This window comes from Micromonospora sp. R77 (genome assembly GCF_022747945.1).
Classification (GTDB): domain Bacteria; phylum Actinomycetota; class Actinomycetes; order Mycobacteriales; family Micromonosporaceae; genus Micromonospora.
Genome location: NZ_JALDST010000001.1, coordinates 6,605,296 through 6,622,460 on the forward strand (window position 1 = coordinate 6,605,296; position 17,165 = coordinate 6,622,460).

A 17,165-nucleotide genomic window follows, 5' to 3' on the forward strand; every position below is an offset into this window, starting at 1 on the left:
AGGCCCTGACCCGCAACCCGCTCGGCAGTCCCGACGTCCTCGGCGTCCGCCCAGGGCGCGGCGACCGGCGCGGGTCGTGGTGGTGGCCGGCGGCGGCAGCGGCGCCGGCGCGGCGTAGGCGTCACCGGCTCGCCGCCGGGGTGCGGGGTGCACCTGTTCGGCGGGCGGCATGGCACGCACGGCGACCGGCTGGCGCTGGTCGGCATCGGCTTTCGGCGCGATCCTCACGGGCATCAACTGGTCACCTGCTGACCCGGGCGCCGCCGACCGACGCCGCCTGCGCCGCGCTCTGGTCACCGGGGCAGCCTTCGACGGGCGTGGCCACGGCGGCGCCGCCGCTGCTGGCCACGCTGGTGCTGCTCACCCCGACGGTGTTCGCCGGTGCCGCACCCGCGCTGCGGCTGCTGGGGCTGGGCGACGACCCGGCGGCCACGCTGGGCGTCCCGGCGCCGGCGATCCGGCTGCTGCTCGGCGCGGCCGTGCTGCTGACCTCCTCGGCGGCGGCCGCCGCCGGGCCGGTCTCCTCGTCGCGCTGACCGCGCCACCTGGCCCGTCGACTCACCCGCGCGGCCGGGGCGAACCTGCTGCCGTCCGCCGCGCTGGGTGCCGCGCTCCTGGTCGCCGCCGACCAGCTCGCGCAGCGCGCCGCCGCAGGCCAGCAACTGCCGGTGGGTGTGGTGACCGGCGTACTGGGCGGCGGCTACCTGGTGTGGCTGCTCGCCACCCGACGGGGGGCCGGCCGATGACCGGCCCGGAATCGAGGAGAACCATGCCGCGACTGGTCGCCGAGGCGCTGACCCTGGGCTACGAGGGGCGCACCGTCGCCGAGAACCTCACGCTGGCCGTCCCCGACCACTCCTTCACGGTGATCGTCGGCCCCAACGCCTGCGGCAAGTCCACCCTGCTGCGGGCGCTGGCCCGACTGCGGCGGCCCACCGCCGGGGCGGTGCTCCTCGACGGCGCCGACATCCACCGCCGCTCCGCCCGGGACGTCGCCCGTACGCTCGGCATGCTGCCCCAGTCGTCGGTCGCGCCGGACGGCATCCGGGTCGCGGAGCTGGTGTCGTACGGCCGCCACCCGCACCAGGGGTTGCTGCGGCAGTGGTCCCGACAGGACGAGCGGGTGGTGGCCGAGGCGATGGCCGCGACGGGGGTGACGGGGCTCGCCGACCGGCCGGTCGACGAGCTCTCCGGCGGCCAGCGCCAACGGGTCTGGATCGCCATGGCGCTGGCCCAGCAGACCCCGTTGCTGCTGCTCGACGAGCCGACGACCTGGCTCGACATCGCCCACCAGGTCGAGGTGCTGGACCTCTGCGCCCGGCTGCACGAGGAGCAGGGCCGGACCCTGGTGGCCGTGCTGCACGACCTCAACCAGGCGGCCCGCTACGCCACCCACCTGGTGGCGCTGCGCGACGGCCGGGTGGTCGCCGCCGGCGAGCCGCGCCGGGTGGTCACCGCCGAGCTGGTCGGGGAGGTGTTCGGCCTGCGGTGCCGGGTGATCGACGACCCGGAGACCGGCACCCCGCTGGTCGTCCCCGCCGCCCGGGTACGGCGGGTGGCACCGACCGGGCGGACCTCGCCGGCCGGGCGCTGACCGGCTGGTCAGTCCTCGGTGGCGGGACCGAGCAGCCGGAGTTCCTCGATGTCCAGGGCGGCCTGCACCTCCCGCAGCACCGCGTCGTCGATCTCGTTGCGGTTCCGCAGCCGGGTCACCTCGCGGCGCTTGTGGTCCAGCACCGCCAGCCGCAGCCGCCGGTCCTCGTCACGCGCCCGGACGGTCGCCGGATCGTCAGTCGCGCGGACGTCGTCGAGGTGCTGCTGGTAGTCCGCCCGGAGCCGGTCGACCACGTCCGGGGAGACAGCCAGTTCGGCCGCCACCCGGGGCAGGGCTGCGAGCCCGGCCTCCGTGGCACGCAGGCGGGCCAGGTCGAGTTCGTCCGCCCGGGCCCGTTCGCCCGTCAGGCCGGCCCAGCCGACCACGGCGGGCATGGTGGTGCCCTGGATCAGCATGGTCAGCACGATGACGGTCACCGTGACGAAGATGATCAGGTCCCGGTCCGGCACCGGGGTGCCGGCGGAGGTGGTCAGCGGCACCGCCAGGGCGGCGGCGAGGGAGACCGCGCCCCGGAAGCCCGCCCAGCCGGCGGCGGTGCGTACCCGGAAGTCGAACCGGCGCTCGCGGCGCGACGCGCGCCGGTCGACCGCCTGGACCGCGGACGTGGAGAGCTGCACCCACAGCATCCGGGTGACCATCACGACGGCGGTGACCACGACGGCGACGAGCATCGCCCGCATCGCCGAGGTGCTGGACACCCCACGCAGTGCGCGGGGCACCTGCAGGCCGAGCAGGACGAAGAGCCCGCCGTTGATCATGAAGGTGGACAGGTCCCAGAAGGCGTACGCGGTGACCCGGGAGCGGGCCCGGATGACGCGCGGCCCGGCGAAGGAGAGCAGCAGGCCCGCCACCACCACCGCGAGCACCCCGCTGGCGTGCACGCTCTCGGCCAGCAGGAACGCCACGAAGGGGGTGAGGATGCTCAGCCCACCCTCGCGCAGCGGGTCGTCGAGGCGTCGGCGGACCAGGATCACCACGGTCCCGGTGAGCAGCCCGGCGGCCAGCCCACCGGCGACCGAGACGGCGAAGCGTTGGAGCAACCCGAGCGGGTGCGGTCCCGCGCCACCGACGATGACCGCCACGGCGACCGAGAAGAGCACCAACGCCGTGCCGTCGTTGATCAGGCTCTCCGCGCGCAGCGTGGTCAGCAGGGCGCGCGGCATCCGCTTGGCCAGCCCGGCGACCGCCGCCGCGTCGGTCGGTGCGAGCACGGCGCCGAGCACCCAGGCGGCGGCCGGCCGGACGCCGAGCGCCTGCGCGGCGGCGGAGACCGCGACCATGGTCAACCCGACCAGGACCACCGCCAGCAGGGTGATGACCAGCAGGTTGGCCCGGATCTCCCGGATGCTGACCACCAGGCTCTCCCGGTAGAGGATCGCCGGCAGGAAGAGCAGCAGCACCACCTCGGGCGGGAGCGTGACGTCGGCCAGCGGCGGGGCCAGGCCCAGCAGGGCACCCATCGCGATGAGCAGCACCGGGGGCGCCACGCTGTAGCGACCGCCGAGCGTGGTCCCGACCAGCACCGTCACGCCGAGGACCGCGATCAGCTCGAGGCCCTCCACGCGGCGCTCCCCTCGTCCGGTCGTCGGCGGCCGGCACCGACGGGACCGGCCCCCCACATCGTGGTACGAGGGGCCGGTGGCGCAGGGTCGAACGACCGAACCGGTACGCGGCCCCGGCTGCGGGGTGCCGTCGTTACTCGAACCGGGACGGATCGCCGGCGCCGCGCCGCAGGATCTCCGGCTCGCCGTCCGACAGGTCGACGACGGTGGTCGGCTCGGTGCCGCACTCGCCCGCGTCGAGCACCGCGTCGAGGGCGTGGTCGAGGAGTTCCTTGATCTCCCAGCCCTGGGTCATCGGCTCGTCCTGGCCGGGCAGCAGCAGGGTGCTGGAGACCAGCGGCTCGCCGAGCTCGGCCAGCAGCGCCTGGGTGACGGTGTGCGCGGGGACCCGGACCCCGACCGTGCGCTTGCGCGGGTGCAGCATCCGGCGCGGCACCTCCCGGGTCGCCGGCAGGATGAAGGTGTAGCTGCCCGGGGTGCAGGCCTTGACCAGCCGGAAGACCGAGTTGCTGATCTGGACGAACTGGCCGAGCTGCGCGAAGTCGCGGCAGACCAGGGTGAAGTGGTGCCGGTCGTCGAGCCGGCGGATCTCCCGGATCCGGTCGAGCCCGGTCCGGTCGCCCAGCCGGCAGCCGAGGGCATAGCAGGAGTCGGTCGGATAGGCGATGAGCCCACCGTCCCGGATCAGGCCGGCGACCTGGCCGAGGATCCGGGGCTGCGGGTTGTCGGGGTGGATGTCGTAGTACCGCGCCACGGTGCCGAGCCTACGTCGCTGCTCGGTACCGGTTTTCGCCGCCAGGTTTGAACGGCGGGCCGGCTGGAAAATGGGAGGGCCCTTTCCCGAGGAGGAGACACGCATGCCCGAGTCCGAGCGGTTCGACGCGTCCGACGAGCGTCCCGACGAGGCGACCGACCCGCTGCTGTGGAAGCTCGCCCTGGCCGTGGCGGACGCCCACGGGCCCGACGGCGAGGGGTGCACGAACCTCGCCTGCGCCGGCCAGGGCTGGCCCTGTGCCGCCTGGAACAGCGCGCAGCACGCCCTGCGGGTCGCCCGGTCGATCCCCGCCGAGACCTCGCCGACCGCGGACACGACCGGGTCCGGGCGTCCGGCCGAGCCGATCGTGGGCTGGTCCACCGCGCTCGTGCCGACCGCCACCGCCGCCTGACCCGCGGGCTCGTCCCCGCGCTGGTTGTCGGTGGGTCGGTCTACGGTGCCGATGACACCGCAGACCAGCGTGACCAGGGGAGACCATGACCACACTCGAGAACCGGCCGCACACCGCGCTGCTCGTCATCGACGTGCAGAACGACGTCGTCGCGGGCGCCCACGACCGCGACACCGTCGTCGCCAACATCGACGGCCTGGTCGCCCGGGCCCGGCGGGAGAGTGTCCCGGTCGTCTGGGTGCAGCACTCCGACGAGCAGCTCGCGAAGGACAGCGACGGCTGGCGGATCGTCCCCGAGCTGAGCCGGGACGACGCCGAGCCGCTGGTGCAGAAGAACTACGGCGACTCCTTCGAGGCCACCGACCTCGAGGCGGTGCTGGCGGGACTGGGCGTCGGGCGGCTGGTGGTCGTCGGGGCCCAGACCGACGCGTGCATCCGCTCGACGCTGCACGGCGCCCTCGTGCGGGGTTACGACACGACGCTGGTCAGCGACGCGCACACGACCGAGGACCTGTCGGCCTGGGGTGCTCCCCCGCCGGCCCAGGTCATCGCGCACACCAACCTGTACTGGTCGCACCAGGCCGCGCCGGGCCGGACGGCCGGCACGGTGGAGACGAAGGACGTCGACTTCGGCACCGCCTCCTGACCGCCGGTCGTCCCGGCGGCCACGCACGTCCCGCCCCTGACGCGTCGGATTCGGACCGACGGGTCGGGGGCATCGTCGTGCCCGGCCCGTTTCCGCTCCCACGAGGCATCGACGCTGGTCAGCACGGCTAACCCCACACCGGTGAAGGGCGGGACCGATCGGCCGCTTCTTTCATAGCTTGAAATTAGGGATGGTTCGTTACCTGGCCGTTATTGACGCGGCCGTGAGCACTCGGATTGACTGCGACGGAACCGCTTCCGCAACCGGTTCCACCCCATCGATCCGAACCCGCCGACCGGGGAGCGCCACGTGCCGATCACCATCGCCGACGTCGCCGTCCGGGCCGGCGTGAGCAAGACGACGGTCTCCCGGGTGCTCAACGGCAAGGACGAGGTCGACCGGCGTACCGCCGACCGGGTGCGCGCCGTCATCGACGACCTCGGGTACGTGCCCAGCGCCCGGGCCGTCGGTCTGGCCCGGGGGCGTGCCCGGGTGGTCGGCGTGCTGGTGCCGGCGCTCACCTGGCCGTGGATGGGCGAGGTCCTCCAGGGCGCCGTCGACGTCGTCGAGGCCGAGGGGTACGGCCTGCTCCTGTTCACCTGCAACCAGGGCGACGAGTCGATGCGGCGGTTCGCCTCCCAGGTGTCGGCCCGGTCCTTCGACGGGCTGCTGGTGGTCGAGCCGGAGGGCACCCTGGACTACATCACCGAGCTGCACCGGCGCGGCCTGCCGGTGATCCTCGTCGACGACCGGGGCCACCAGCCGGGCTTCCCCTCGGTGCGGACCACCAACGCCGACGGCGCCCGGGCCGCCGCCGCGCACCTGCTGGCCCTCGGCCGACGGCGTCCCCTGGTCGTCACCGGCCTGCGCCGCTTCGGCTGCACCCGGGAACGGCTGGCCGGCTTCGCCCGGGGCTACGCCGACGCCGGCGTGCCGATCGACCCGGCGCTGACCGTGGAGGGCGACTTCACCTTCGAGTGCGGACGCGAGGCGGTCCGTCGGCTGCTCGCCGCCGGGGTGGCCTTCGACGCCGTCTTCGCCCACAACGACCTCTCCGCCGCGGGGGCGCTGCAGGCGCTGCGCGACGCCGGCCACCGGGTGCCGCAGGACGTGGCCGTGGTCGGTTTCGACGACCTGCCCCTGGCCGGCCACACCCATCCGCCGCTGACCTCCGTACGCCAGCCGCTGCGGCAGATGGGGGCGGTGGCGGCCCGCACCCTGATCTCCCACTTCGGCGGGGCACCGCTGCCCGACCGACCGACCGTCATCCCGACCACCTTCACCGTGCGCGCCTCGACCACCGGCACCTGACCCACCTCCGCACCCCCCACCGCCGTTCGGGCCCGCCCGAGCGGTGGCGGTCCCGCACACCCTCCACCCACCACCGAACCGCTCCCGAGCCGGGAGCACCCGAGGGAGACCACCATGAGAAGACGGCAGCTCCTCGCCATCGCGCTGGCCGGCGCGGTGACCCTCGCCGGCTGCGGCGAGACCGCGAACACCAGGGCCCGCGACGGCAAGGGCGGCGCGACGGTGCTCAACGTCGGCATGCCCAACGGGCCGCAGACCGAGAACCACAACCCGTTCCTCACCACCTCCTCGGCCGCGTCGCTCGGCTACCGCTGGCAGATCTACGAGCCGCTGATGATGTGGAACCCGGTCAAGCCGGCCGACCCGCTCAAGCCATGGCTGGCCACCAGGGCCGAATGGTCCCCGGACTACCGGTCGGTCACGGTCACCGTCCGGGACAACGCCACCTGGTCCGACGGCAAGCCGGTCACCGCCGCCGACGTCGCGTTCACCTACGACCTGGTCAGGAAGAACGACGCGCTGAACAGCTCGGCCACGCCGTACCAGTCGGTCACGACCAGCGGGAACCAGGTCACGCTGACCTTCGCCTCACCGCAGTTCGTCAACCAGCAGAAGATCCTGGCCCAGGTGCCGATCGTGCCGGAGCACGTCTGGTCGGCGGTCAAGGACCCGACCACCGACATCAACGCCAAGCCGGTCGGCAGCGGGGCGTACACGCTGAAGTCGTTCACCCCGCAGACCACGACGCTGACGGTCCGTACCAACGGGTACTGGCAGGAGCTGCCGAAGGTCAAGGAGCTGCGCTACACGTCGTACACCGACAACAACGCGCAGACCACCGCCCTGGCCAACGGCGAGTCGGAGTGGAGCTTCGTCTTCATCCCCAACGTCAAGACCGTCTTCGTGGCCAAGGACGAGCAGCACCACAAGGTGTGGGCGCCGCCGGTGCTCGGCATCCACGGCCTCTACGTCAACACCGCGAAGAAGCCGTTCGACAACCCGGCGCTGCGCCGGGCGATGAACATGGTGATCAACCGCGAGGACATCTTCAACCAGGCCGAGTCCGGCTACTTCCACCCGCTCGTACGCAGCGTCACCGGCCTGCCCAGCCCGGCCGGGGACAGCTACATCTCCGCCGACTTCACCGGCAAGGAGCAGAAGGTCGACGTCGAGGGGGCGAAGAAGACCCTCACCGACGCGGGCTTCAGCTATGCCGGCAGCACCCTGCGCGACCCGTCCGGCAAACCGGTCACGCTCACCCTCACCGACCCGGCCGGCTGGTCGGACTACCAGACCAGCCTGGAGATCGTGAAGGACAACCTGTCGACGATCGGCATCACCGCCACCGTCGACAAGGCCAACCAGGACGCCTGGTTCCGCAACGTCGAGGAGGGCCGCTTCGACGCGACCTTCCGGTGGACCAACGGCGGCGCCACCCCGTACGACATCTACCAGACGGTCATGGACGGGCGGCTGCTCAAGCCGGTCGGCAAGGCCTCCCCCGCCGGCAACTTCGGCCGGTTCGACAGCCCGGAGGCCACCGCGGCGCTGGCCGCGTACGCCAACGCCACCGACGACGCCGCGCGCACCGCGGCGCTGGCCACGCTGCAGAAGGTCTTCGTCGAGCAGGCCCCGATGATCCCGGTCGGCGCGGACAACGTCGGCGCCGCCTACAGCACGAAGAACTGGACGGGCTGGCCGGACGACAGCAACGCCTACGGGGCGGCGCAGCCCACCCAGCCGAACGCCGGGGACGTGGTGCTGCACCTGAGGCCGGCGGGTTCCTGACCGGACGGGTCCGGGCGGCGGCACCCCCGCCGCCCGGACCACCGACCACGACAAGACAGGAATCGCCCATGGCATCGCCCACCACCGACGCCCCGGCCGCCGGCGAGGACGTGCTGGAGGCGGTCGGCCTCACCAAGCACTTCCCCGTCCGCCGCCGGCTGCGCGGCCTGCTCTCCCGCACCCGGCTGACCGTGCACGCGGTCGACGACGTCCACCTCACCCTGCGCCGCGGCCGGGTCACCGCCCTGGTCGGCGAGTCCGGCTCCGGCAAGTCGACCGTCGCCCGGCTGCTCGCGCAGCTCCAGCCGCTGACCGCCGGCACCGTCCGGCTGCACGGCACGCCGGTCACCGTCCGCGGCGGTCGGCCCTTCCGGGCGTACGTCCGGCGGGTGCAACTGATCTTCCAGGACCCGTTCGCGTCGCTGAACCCGGTGCACACGGTCCGCTACCACCTGACCCGGGCGCTGCGCATCCACGGCAACGCCGGACGGACCCCGGCCGAGCTGGAGGCGGCCCTGGCCGGGCTGCTCGACCGGGTGTCGCTCACCCCGGCCGGGCGCTACCTGGACGCGTTCCCGCACGAGCTCTCCGGCGGGCAGCGGCAGCGGGTGGCCATCGCCCGGGCGCTCGGCGCCGACCCCGAGGTGCTGCTCGCCGACGAGCCGGTCTCGATGCTCGACGTCTCCATCCGCCTCGGCGTGCTCAACCTGCTGCGCGACCTGACGGAACGGCTGCGGCTGGCCGTCCTCTACATCACCCACGACATCGCCTCGGCCCGCTACTTCGCCGACGAGACCCTGGTGATGTACGCGGGCCGGCTCGTCGAGGGGGGCGACAGCGAGACGGTCACCCAGCATCCGGCCCACCCGTACACCCGGCTGTTGATCGAGTCGGCGCCGGACCCGGACCGGCTCACCGGGGCGGCCCGGGCCGGTGACGGCGAGCGGGGCGGCGGCGAGCCGCCCAGCCTGATCCGGCCGCCGGCCGGTTGCCGGTTCCACCCCCGCTGCCCGGCGGCGATGCCGCGCTGCGGCACCGACCTGCCACCGCGGCTGGCCGTCGGCGACCGGCCCGGCCACTGGGCGGCCTGCTGGCTCTACGACCCGGCGGAGGCGACGTCGTGACCTACCTGCTGCGCCGGATCGGCTTCTATCTCTTCACCGCCTGGGCGGCGCTGACCATCAACTTCTTCATCCCCCGGATGATCCCCGGCGACCCGGTGAAGTCGCTGATCGCCCGCTACCAGGGCCAGCTCAGCACCGACGCGATCAACTCGCTGTACGTGCTGTTCGGCATCGACACCCACGACAGCCTCTGGGACCAGTACGTCGACTACTGGCGGCAACTGCTGCACGGCGACCTGGGCCTGTCGTTCACCGCGTTCCCCGCGCCGGTGTCCGAGGTGATCGCCGACGCGCTGCCCTGGACCCTCGCCCTGGTCGGCGTCACCACCCTGGTCAGCTTCGCCCTCGGTACCGGGTTGGGCGTGCTGGCCGGCTGGCGGCGCGGCTCCTGGGTGGACGGGTTGCTGCCGGCCACCACCTTCCTCTCCTCGGTGCCGTACTTCTGGCTCGGCCTGGTCGCGATCGCGCTGCTCGCCGGCCCGGGCAGCTTCTTCCCCTCCTCCGGCGGCTACGACCCCGGCCTGGTGCCGGCCCCGGACGGCATCTTCCTGGGCAGCGCGGTACGGCACAGCGTGCTGCCCGCCGCGACCATCCTGATCTCCTCGATGAGCGGCTGGATCCTCAGCATGCGCAACATGATGGTGACCGTGGCCGCCGAGGACTACATCACCGTGGCGCACGCCAAGGGCCTGCCGGAACGCCGGGTGGCGCTGAGCTACGCGGCGCGCAACGCGCTGCTGCCGAACATCGCCGGGTTCGCCCTGTCGCTGGGCTTCATCGTCGGCGGCACCCTGCTGGTGGAGATCGTCTTCTCCTATCCGGGGCTGGGTTTCCTGCTCTTCCGCGCGGTCAGCGCCAAGGACTACCCGCTCATGCAGGGCATCTTCCTGGTCATCACGCTGTCGGTGCTGGTGGCGAACCTGGTCGCCGACCTGGCGTACCTGGCGCTGGACCCCCGTACCCGCAAGGAGGGCTGAGGCGTGGCCATCCCCACCTCCAGCATCGAGCAGGTCATCCCGACCCAGGGCGCGATGGCGCAGCCCGCCGCCGCCCGGCGCCGCCGGTTCCGGTTCGTGGCCAACGGAAAGGCCGCGACCGGGCTGGCCGTGGTCGCGGCGTACGCGCTGCTCGCGGTGCTCGGCCCCTGGCTCGCCCCGTACGACCCGGACGCCCGCAGCGGCGACCTGCTCCAGCCGCCGTCCGCGCAGCACTGGTTCGGCACCACCCACCTCGGCCAGGACGTGTTCAGCCAGATCCTGGTCGGCACCCGCGGGGTGATGCTGGTCGGGTTGACCGCCGGGGTGGTGGCGACCGTCCTGGCGGTCCTGGTCGGGGTGACCGCCGGCTATCTCGGTGGACTCGCCGACGACGGGCTCTCCGCGCTGTCCAACGTGTTCCTGGTGATCCCGGCGCTGCCGCTGATCATCATCGTGACCTCCACCGTCAGCGACGCCGGTGACCTGGTGGTGGCCCTGGTCATCGGCCTGACCTCGTGGGCCTGGGGGGCGCGGGTGCTGCGCGCCCAGACGCTGTCGCTGCGCCGCCGCGACTACGTGGAGGCGGCCCGGGCCACCGGGGAGACCACCTGGCGGATCATCGTCTTCGAGATCCTGCCGAACCTGACCGCGATCATCGCCTCCGGCTTCGTCGGCACGGTGATCTTCGCGGTGATGTCGGAGATCACCCTGGCCTTCATCGGGATCTCCTCCGTCTCGTCGTGGAACTGGGGGACGATCCTGTTCTGGGCGCAGAGCCAGCAGGCCCTCGCCCAGGGCGCGTGGTGGTGGTTCGTGCCCGCCGGGCTGGCCATCGCGCTGCTCGGCACCGCCCTCGCGCTGATCAACTTCGGGATCGACGAGTTCGTCAGTCCGAGGCTGCGCAGCGCCGGTCGGGCCCGGGTCCGCACCGCCGACGGGCACCTGGTCCGGATGCGGGTCGGCTTCACCCCGGTGCTGGCGTCCCGGGCCGTCCCCGCGCCCCGTCCGGACGCGGTCACCCCGAAGGAGGTCGGGCGATGAACGAGCCCGTGCTGGAGATCAGGAAGCTCCGCGTCGACTACGGGCTCGGCGCCGAGGCGGTGCACGCCGTCCGCGAGGTGGACCTCACCCTGCACCGCGGTGAGGTGCTGGGGCTGGCCGGGGAGAGCGGCAGCGGCAAGTCCACCCTGGCGTACGGGCTGACCCGGCTGCTGCCCCCGCCCGGGGTGATCAGCGGCGGCGAGGTGATCTACCACCCGGCCGACGGCCCCCCGGTCGACGTGCTGTCGCTGGACCCGGCCGGACTGCGGGCGTTCCGCTGGGCGGAGACGTCCATCGTGTTCCAGGGGGCGATGAACTCGCTCAACCCGGTGCACAAAGTCTCCACCCAGCTGCTGGACGTGATCCGGGCGCACGAGCCGCGCAGCACGGCCGCCGGGCGGCGGGCCCGGGCCCGGGAGCTGCTGCGGCTGGTCGGCATCGCCGCGGACCGGTTGGACAGCTATCCGCACCAGCTCTCCGGCGGGATGCGGCAACGCGTCATGATCGCCATGGCGCTGGCGCTGGAGCCGCAGGTCGTCATCATGGACGAGCCGACCACCGCACTGGACGTGGTGATGCAGCGGCAGATCCTCGGCCAGCTCGCCGAGCTGCGCGACCGGCTCGGCTTCGCGGTCCTGTTCATCACCCACGACCTGTCGCTGCTGGTGGAGTTCTCCGACCGGATCGCCATCATGTACGGCGGCCGGATCGTCGAGGAGGCACCGGCCGCCGAGCTGTACCGGCGAGCGCTGCACCCGTACACCGAGGGGTTGCTGCACTCCTTCCCGGCGCTGCGTGGTCCGCGCCGCGAGCTGGCCGGCATCCCGGGCTCCCCGCCCGACCTGCGGGCCATGCCGGCCGGCTGCGCCTTCCACCCGCGCTGCCCCAGGGCGTTCGAGCCGTGCGACGTCGACCCGCCGCCGCTCGGTCCCCCCGGCGACGACCGTCCCGGGCGCACGGTGGCCTGCTGGCTGCACCCGATCGCCGAGCCGGTACCCCACTGACCCCGCCCCGTCCGACCGACCACCCGCGACCGCGAGGAGAACCATGGACACCGATCTCACCCGCCCCACCGCCGACGGCCCCGGGTCGCGGCCCGGCGACGTGCCGGCCGACCCGATCGACAGCCTGCCGCCGACCTTCCGCTGGGGGGTGGCGACCTCGTCGTACCAGATCGAGGGCGCGGTGGCCGAGGACGGCCGGACCCCGTCCATCTGGGACACCTTCTGCCGGGTGCCCGGCGCGGTCGCCGGCGGCGACACCGGCGACGTGGCCTGCGACCACTACCACCGGATGCCGCAGGACGTCGCGCTCATCGCCGACCTGGGGCTGGACACCTACCGCTTCTCGGTGGCCTGGCCGCGGGTCCAGCCCGGCGGGCGCGGGCCGGCCAACCCGGCCGGGCTGGCCTTCTACGACCGGCTCGTGGACGAGCTGCTCGGGCGCGGCGTGGACCCGTGGGTCACCCTCTACCACTGGGACCTGCCGCAGGAGCTGGAGGACGCCGGTGGCTGGCCGGTCCGGGACACCGCGTACCGGTTCGCCGACTACGCGGAGCTGGTCTTCGCCGCGCTCGGCGACCGGGTGACGACGTGGACCACGCTGAACGAGCCGTGGTGCTCGGCGATGCTCGGGTACGCGTACGGCGACCACGCCCCGGGCCGGCGGAGCCTGGGTGACGGGATCGCCGCCGCGCACCACCTGCTGCTCGGTCACGGGCTGGCGGTCCAGCGGCTGCGGACGGCGGCCACCCGGCCGGTGGAGCTGGGCATCACCGTCAACCTGGCCACCGCCGACCCGGCCACCGACAGCGCGGCCGACCGGGACGCCGCCCGCGCCGCCGACGGGCTGGGCAACCGGCTCTACCTCGACCCGCTGGTGCACGGCCGCTATCCCGAGGACGTGCTGGCCGACCTGGCCGCCGAGGGGGTCCATGTGCCGGTGCAGGGGGACGACCTCGCGGTCATCTCGACCCCGTTCGACGTGCTGGGGGTCAACTACTACTTCGGGCAGCTCTTCTCCGGCGTCGACGAGCAGGGCCGGGACCGCGACGACGCGGGACGGCCGGTACGGCGGGTGGTCCGGCGGGACCTGCCGCGTACCGCGATGGACTGGGAGATCGTCCCGGACTCCTTCACCGAGCTGCTGGTCCGGCTGAGCCGCGACTACCCGGGGGTGCCGCTGGTGGTCACCGAGAACGGGGCGGCGTTCGACGACCGGCCGGACGCGGACGGGTTCGTCGCCGACGACGACCGGGTGGCCTACCTGGCCGAGCACCTGCGCGCGGTGGCCCGGGCCCGGCAGGCCGGCGCGGACGTGCGCGGCTACTTCGCCTGGTCGCTGCTGGACAACTTCGAGTGGGCGTACGGCTACGCCAAGCGGTTCGGCATCGTCCGGGTCGACTACGACACCCAGCGGCGCACCCCGAAGCGCAGCGCGCTCTGGTACCGGGACACCGTCCGGCGGGTCCGCGGGCAGGCCTGATCCTGCCCGCGGCGGCCGTCCGGAGGGCTCCCCGGGCGGCCGTCCCGCCGTGCTCGCGCCCGCGCACGGGCACTTTTTTCATGTCTTGACTTAAGCCCGCGACGCGTGTTCTCTCAGTCATGCACATCGATGTATTGGCTGACCCCGGAAGGGAGCACCCGTGCACCCCACACCCCCCACCACCCGCCGCACGGCGACCCGCGCCGCCCTCACGCTCTGCTTCGCCGTCGGCACCGTCGCCCTCTGGTCACCCCCGGCCGCCCACGCCGCCGGGGAGAGCGTGAACGTCTGGCTCACCACCACCTCGGACGCCGCCGGCCGGACCGTCACCCGCGGGCTGCAGCAGCAGACACCCGTCGGCTTCGCCGCCACCAGCGCCGGTGCGGCACAGACCATCACCGTCGACGAGAACACCCGCTACCAGCAGTTCGAGGGGGCCGGGGCGTCCATCACCGATACCACCGCCTACCTGCTGCGCGGCGGGCCGGTCAGCGCCGCCACCCGGGACGAGGTGATGCGCAAGCTGTTCAGCGCAGCCGACGGCATCGGGCTCTCCTTCGTCCGCAACCCGGTCGGCGCCTCCGACCTGTCCCGGCCCGGCAACGTCTCGCTCGACGACACCTGCTGCGACCTGACCGACTTCGGGGCCAACGGCTACGACACGAACGTCGAACTGCTCACCGCGCAGGCCCGGCAGCTCAACCCGGCGCTGCGGGTGATGGTGGTGCCGTGGAGCGCGCCCGGCTGGATGAAGGACAACGGCCGGATGGACCAGATGGGCTGGCTGAAGTACGAGTACTACGCCACCTACGCGCAGTACTTCGTGAAGACCATCCAGGCGTACGCGGCCCGCGGCGTGCAGGTCGACTACGTCTCGTTGCAGAACGAGCCGAACTGCTGCCAGGCGGGCAACCCCACCGCGATGGACTACCCCGGCATGAACTGGAACTCCTCCGGGCTGGTGGAGCTGACCAAGAACTTCGTCTACCCCGCGTTCCGGGCCGCCGGCATCACCACCAAGGTGCTGGTGCACGACTGGAACTACGGCGACTACGGCACCATCGGCTCCGGGCTGCTGGCCGACGGCGCGGTCCGTACCGACCCGCTCTTCGGCGGCATCGCGTGGCACGGCTACTGGGGTGACCCCGCCGTCGGCAGCCAGGTCCACGACCAGTACGCCACGGTGCCGCAGTTCAGCACCGAGCACTCCGGCGGCACCTGGATCGGCAACCAGCACAACGAGGACCTGGCCGACATCGTCACCTACGCCCGCAACTGGAGCCGCAGCGTGGTGAAGTGGAGCCTCGCGGTCAACCAGAACATGGGCCCGCACAACGGCGGCTGCGGCACCTGCACCGGCCTGATCACCGTCCACGAGGGGGACGCCCGTGCCGGCCAGGTGGACTACACCGTCGAGTACTACACCACCGGGCACCTGACGAAGTTCGTCCGGCCCGGGGCGTACCGGATCGCGTCGACCGCGAGCGGCGCGGTGCCGAACGTCGCCTGGCGCAACCCCGACGGCTCCAAGGCGCTGATCGCGCACAACGGCGGCACCTCCCCGCAGTCGGTGAAGGTGGTCTGGGGCGGCCAGTCGTTCACCTACACCCTGCCGGCCCGCACCACGGCGACCTTCACCTGGTCCGGCACCCCCTCCGGGCCGCCGAGCGGGTCGACCGGCACGATCACCGGGCTCGGCGGCAAGTGCCTGGACGTGACCGACAACAACTCCGCCGACGGCACCCCGGTGCAGATCTGGAGCTGCTTCGGCGGCCCCAACCAGACGTGGACCCGGGCCGCCGACGGCACCCTCCGCGCGCTGGGCAAGTGCCTCGACGTGGCCGGCGGCGGCACCGCCGACGGCACGAAGGTGCAGCTGTGGACCTGCAACGGCACCCCCGCCCAGCAGTGGACCTGGACCGCCGGGCGGGACCTTAAGAACCCGCAGGCGAACAAGTGCCTCGACGTCACCGGCAACACCGCCACCGACGGGACGAAGACCCAGATCTGGTCGTGCACCGGGGGCGCGAACCAGAAGTGGACGCTGCCCGCCTGAGCGACGCCGGGCCGGCCGTCGGCCGGCCCGGCGGCTCAGCGGGTGCGGGAGCGCGGGCGACGCGCCGGCCGCGACGGCGCCGGCCGGGGCGCGGCCGGGTCGCGGGGCACGCCGCCGTCGCGCAGCAGCCGGGCCATCGGCAGGGTGGCCGCGCCCATCGCGACCGCGTCGGGCCCGAGCTGGCACAGCTCGATCGAGGTCTGGGCGTACGGCTGGCGCAGCGCGTGCCGCGCGGTGGCCTCCCGGATCTGCGGCAGGTAGCGCTCCCCCAGGGCCAGACCGGCCCAACCGCCGAGCACCACCCGTTCCGGGTTGAAGAGGTTGACCAGCGTGGCCACGCCGGCACCGAGATAGCCGACCGTCTCGTCGAGCACCGTCGCCGCCGTCCGGCTGGACGCGCGCAGCAGCTCACCGAAGGCGCTCTCCTCGTCGCCGCCGGCCGCCGGGCGGCCCCGGTTGGCCTGGCGGAACCGGTCCAGCACGCCTTCCGCGCCGACGTACGCCTCCAGGCAGCCGAGGTTGCCGCAGCGGCAGCGGCGGCCGCCGTACACGATGGTGGTGTGGCCCCACTCGCCGGCGCTGCTGTGCGCGCCGCGGTAGCCGACGCCGTCGGCGACCACGCTGGCCCCGACGCCGGAGCCGACCAGGGCGATGACCGCGTGCCGGGCGCCCCGACCGGCACCGAACCACATCTCGGCCTGGCCGAGGGTCTTCGCGCCGTTGTCGACGTGCACGGGGATGTCGGTGCCGGCGCGCAGCATGGCGCCGAGCGGCACGCCCTCCCAGCCGAGGGTCTGGGCGTGCACCACGGCGTCGGCGGTGCGCTCGACCGTGCCGGAGACGGCCACGCCGAGGCCGAGCACGGCGGCCGGGTCGACGCCGGCCTGCTCGATCACCGCGCCCAGACCGTGCAGCAGGTGGGCGGCCACGTCGTGCGGGTCGGGTTCGGCGGCGGCGATCGGGTATTCCGCCTTCGCGAGGGCGGTCATCGCCAGGTCGAAGAGTTCGACCTGGACCCGGGTCTCGCCGACGTCGGCGCCGACCAGATAGCCGTAGCCGGGGGCGACGCGCAGCAGCACGCGCGGCCGGCCGCCGTCGGACTCGACCGAGCCGGCCTCCTCGACGATCCCCTCGGCGATCATCTCGCCGACCAGGTTGCTGACGCTGGCCAGGCTCAGCGCGGTGGTCTGCCCGAGCTCGTGCCGGCTGAGCGGGCCGTCCAGCCAGATCCGGGTGAGCAGCACCGAGCGGTTGGCGCGCCGCATGTCGCGCACGGTGGTGCGTCGGGCGTCCATCTGCGCCGCCGTCCTTCCCCTGGGCGCCACCGGGCGGCGGCTTCCTCAGGATGCCCCAGCGCCGCGGTTCACGCCATGAACCAAGCACTGACACAGTAGC

At 73.4% G+C, this 17,165-nt stretch carries 14 protein-coding genes and 1 pseudogene; 12 read left to right on the forward strand and 3 right to left on the reverse strand.

Annotated features, from left to right (window positions below):
- Positions 1-296 precede the first annotated feature (296 nt).
- Together MRQ36_RS30735 and MRQ36_RS30740 are read left to right on the forward strand one after the other, a co-directional pair.
- Positions 297-746, forward strand: a pseudogene (locus tag MRQ36_RS30735) (iron chelate uptake ABC transporter family permease subunit); the annotation flags it as partial.
- A gap of 23 nt (positions 747-769) precedes the next feature.
- The gene (locus MRQ36_RS30740) at positions 770-1,594 is read left to right on the forward strand and encodes an ABC transporter ATP-binding protein (protein WP_242800222.1); all 825 of its coding nucleotides are present in this window, start codon (positions 770-772) and stop codon (positions 1,592-1,594) included.
- Positions 1,595-1,602: 8 nt separating this feature from the next.
- Here MRQ36_RS30740 and MRQ36_RS30745 read toward each other — a convergent pair whose 3' ends face one another.
- Positions 1,603-3,177 (reverse strand): Na+/H+ antiporter, encoded by a 1,575-nt coding sequence (locus MRQ36_RS30745; RefSeq protein WP_242800223.1) that lies wholly within the window; start codon positions 3,175-3,177, stop codon positions 1,603-1,605.
- A gap of 133 nt (positions 3,178-3,310) precedes the next feature.
- Complete coding sequence (locus tag MRQ36_RS30750; RefSeq protein ID WP_242800224.1) at positions 3,311-3,931, reverse strand: L-threonylcarbamoyladenylate synthase; 621 nt, start codon at positions 3,929-3,931, stop codon at positions 3,311-3,313.
- Between the two features lie 103 nt (positions 3,932-4,034).
- Between MRQ36_RS30750 and MRQ36_RS30755 the strand changes: the two genes are divergently transcribed.
- The 10 genes from MRQ36_RS30755 to MRQ36_RS30805 all read left to right on the forward strand — a co-directional run bounded on the left by MRQ36_RS30755 (position 4,035) and on the right by MRQ36_RS30805 (position 15,770).
- Positions 4,035-4,343: a hypothetical protein gene (locus MRQ36_RS30755; protein ID WP_242800225.1), complete on the forward strand. Its 309-nt coding sequence runs from the start codon at positions 4,035-4,037 to the stop codon at positions 4,341-4,343.
- A gap of 85 nt (positions 4,344-4,428) precedes the next feature.
- Complete coding sequence (locus tag MRQ36_RS30760) at positions 4,429-4,989, forward strand: isochorismatase family protein (RefSeq protein WP_242800226.1); 561 nt, start codon at positions 4,429-4,431, stop codon at positions 4,987-4,989.
- A gap of 309 nt (positions 4,990-5,298) precedes the next feature.
- Positions 5,299-6,300 carry a LacI family DNA-binding transcriptional regulator gene (locus tag MRQ36_RS30765; RefSeq protein ID WP_242800227.1) on the forward strand — a complete coding sequence of 334 codons (1,002 nt, stop codon included), beginning with the start codon at positions 5,299-5,301 and terminating at the stop codon, positions 6,298-6,300.
- Positions 6,301-6,414: 114 nt separating this feature from the next.
- Complete coding sequence (locus MRQ36_RS30770; RefSeq protein ID WP_242800228.1) at positions 6,415-8,088, forward strand: ABC transporter substrate-binding protein; 1,674 nt, start codon at positions 6,415-6,417, stop codon at positions 8,086-8,088.
- A gap of 68 nt (positions 8,089-8,156) precedes the next feature.
- Positions 8,157-9,212 carry an ABC transporter ATP-binding protein gene (locus tag MRQ36_RS34820; protein WP_374250968.1) on the forward strand — a complete coding sequence of 352 codons (1,056 nt, stop codon included), beginning with the start codon at positions 8,157-8,159 and terminating at the stop codon, positions 9,210-9,212.
- Positions 9,209-10,189, forward strand: a complete 981-nt coding sequence (locus MRQ36_RS30785; RefSeq protein ID WP_242800229.1) for an ABC transporter permease — start codon at positions 9,209-9,211, stop codon at positions 10,187-10,189. Before MRQ36_RS34820 ends, MRQ36_RS30785 begins: the two co-directional genes overlap by 4 nt.
- 3 nt (positions 10,190-10,192) lie before the next feature.
- The gene (locus MRQ36_RS30790; RefSeq protein WP_242800230.1) at positions 10,193-11,230 is read left to right on the forward strand and encodes an ABC transporter permease; all 1,038 of its coding nucleotides are present in this window, start codon (positions 10,193-10,195) and stop codon (positions 11,228-11,230) included.
- On the forward strand, positions 11,227-12,234 hold the full coding sequence (locus tag MRQ36_RS30795; RefSeq protein WP_242800231.1) for an ABC transporter ATP-binding protein: 1,008 nt from the start codon (positions 11,227-11,229) through the stop codon (positions 12,232-12,234). Before MRQ36_RS30790 ends, MRQ36_RS30795 begins: the two co-directional genes overlap by 4 nt.
- A 43-nt stretch (positions 12,235-12,277) precedes the next feature.
- Positions 12,278-13,714, forward strand: coding sequence for a GH1 family beta-glucosidase (locus MRQ36_RS30800; RefSeq protein WP_242800232.1), 1,437 nt, complete (start codon positions 12,278-12,280; stop codon positions 13,712-13,714).
- 160 nt (positions 13,715-13,874) lie between these two features.
- Positions 13,875-15,770 (forward strand): ricin-type beta-trefoil lectin domain protein, encoded by a 1,896-nt coding sequence (locus tag MRQ36_RS30805; protein ID WP_242800233.1) that lies wholly within the window; start codon positions 13,875-13,877, stop codon positions 15,768-15,770.
- A 35-nt stretch (positions 15,771-15,805) separates the two neighbouring features.
- Here MRQ36_RS30805 and MRQ36_RS30810 read toward each other — a convergent pair whose 3' ends face one another.
- Positions 15,806-17,065: an ROK family protein gene (locus tag MRQ36_RS30810; protein ID WP_242800234.1), complete on the reverse strand. Its 1,260-nt coding sequence runs from the start codon at positions 17,063-17,065 to the stop codon at positions 15,806-15,808.
- Positions 17,066-17,165: the final 100 nt, after the last annotated feature.

Coding starts and splice junctions, on each gene's coding strand:
- MRQ36_RS30740 (WP_242800222.1), top strand. CDS start 770: ATGCCGCGACTGGTCGCCGAGGCGCTGACCCTGGGCTACGAGGGGCGC.
- MRQ36_RS30755 (WP_242800225.1), top strand. CDS start 4,035: ATGCCCGAGTCCGAGCGGTTCGACGCGTCCGACGAGCGTCCCGACGAG.
- MRQ36_RS30760 (WP_242800226.1), top strand. CDS start 4,429: ATGACCACACTCGAGAACCGGCCGCACACCGCGCTGCTCGTCATCGAC.
- MRQ36_RS30770 (WP_242800228.1), top strand. CDS start 6,415: ATGAGAAGACGGCAGCTCCTCGCCATCGCGCTGGCCGGCGCGGTGACC.
- MRQ36_RS34820 (WP_374250968.1), top strand. CDS start 8,157: ATGGCATCGCCCACCACCGACGCCCCGGCCGCCGGCGAGGACGTGCTG.
- MRQ36_RS30795 (WP_242800231.1), top strand. CDS start 11,227: ATGAACGAGCCCGTGCTGGAGATCAGGAAGCTCCGCGTCGACTACGGG.
- MRQ36_RS30800 (WP_242800232.1), top strand. CDS start 12,278: ATGGACACCGATCTCACCCGCCCCACCGCCGACGGCCCCGGGTCGCGG.
- MRQ36_RS30810 (WP_242800234.1), bottom strand. CDS start 17,065: ATGGACGCCCGACGCACCACCGTGCGCGACATGCGGCGCGCCAACCGC.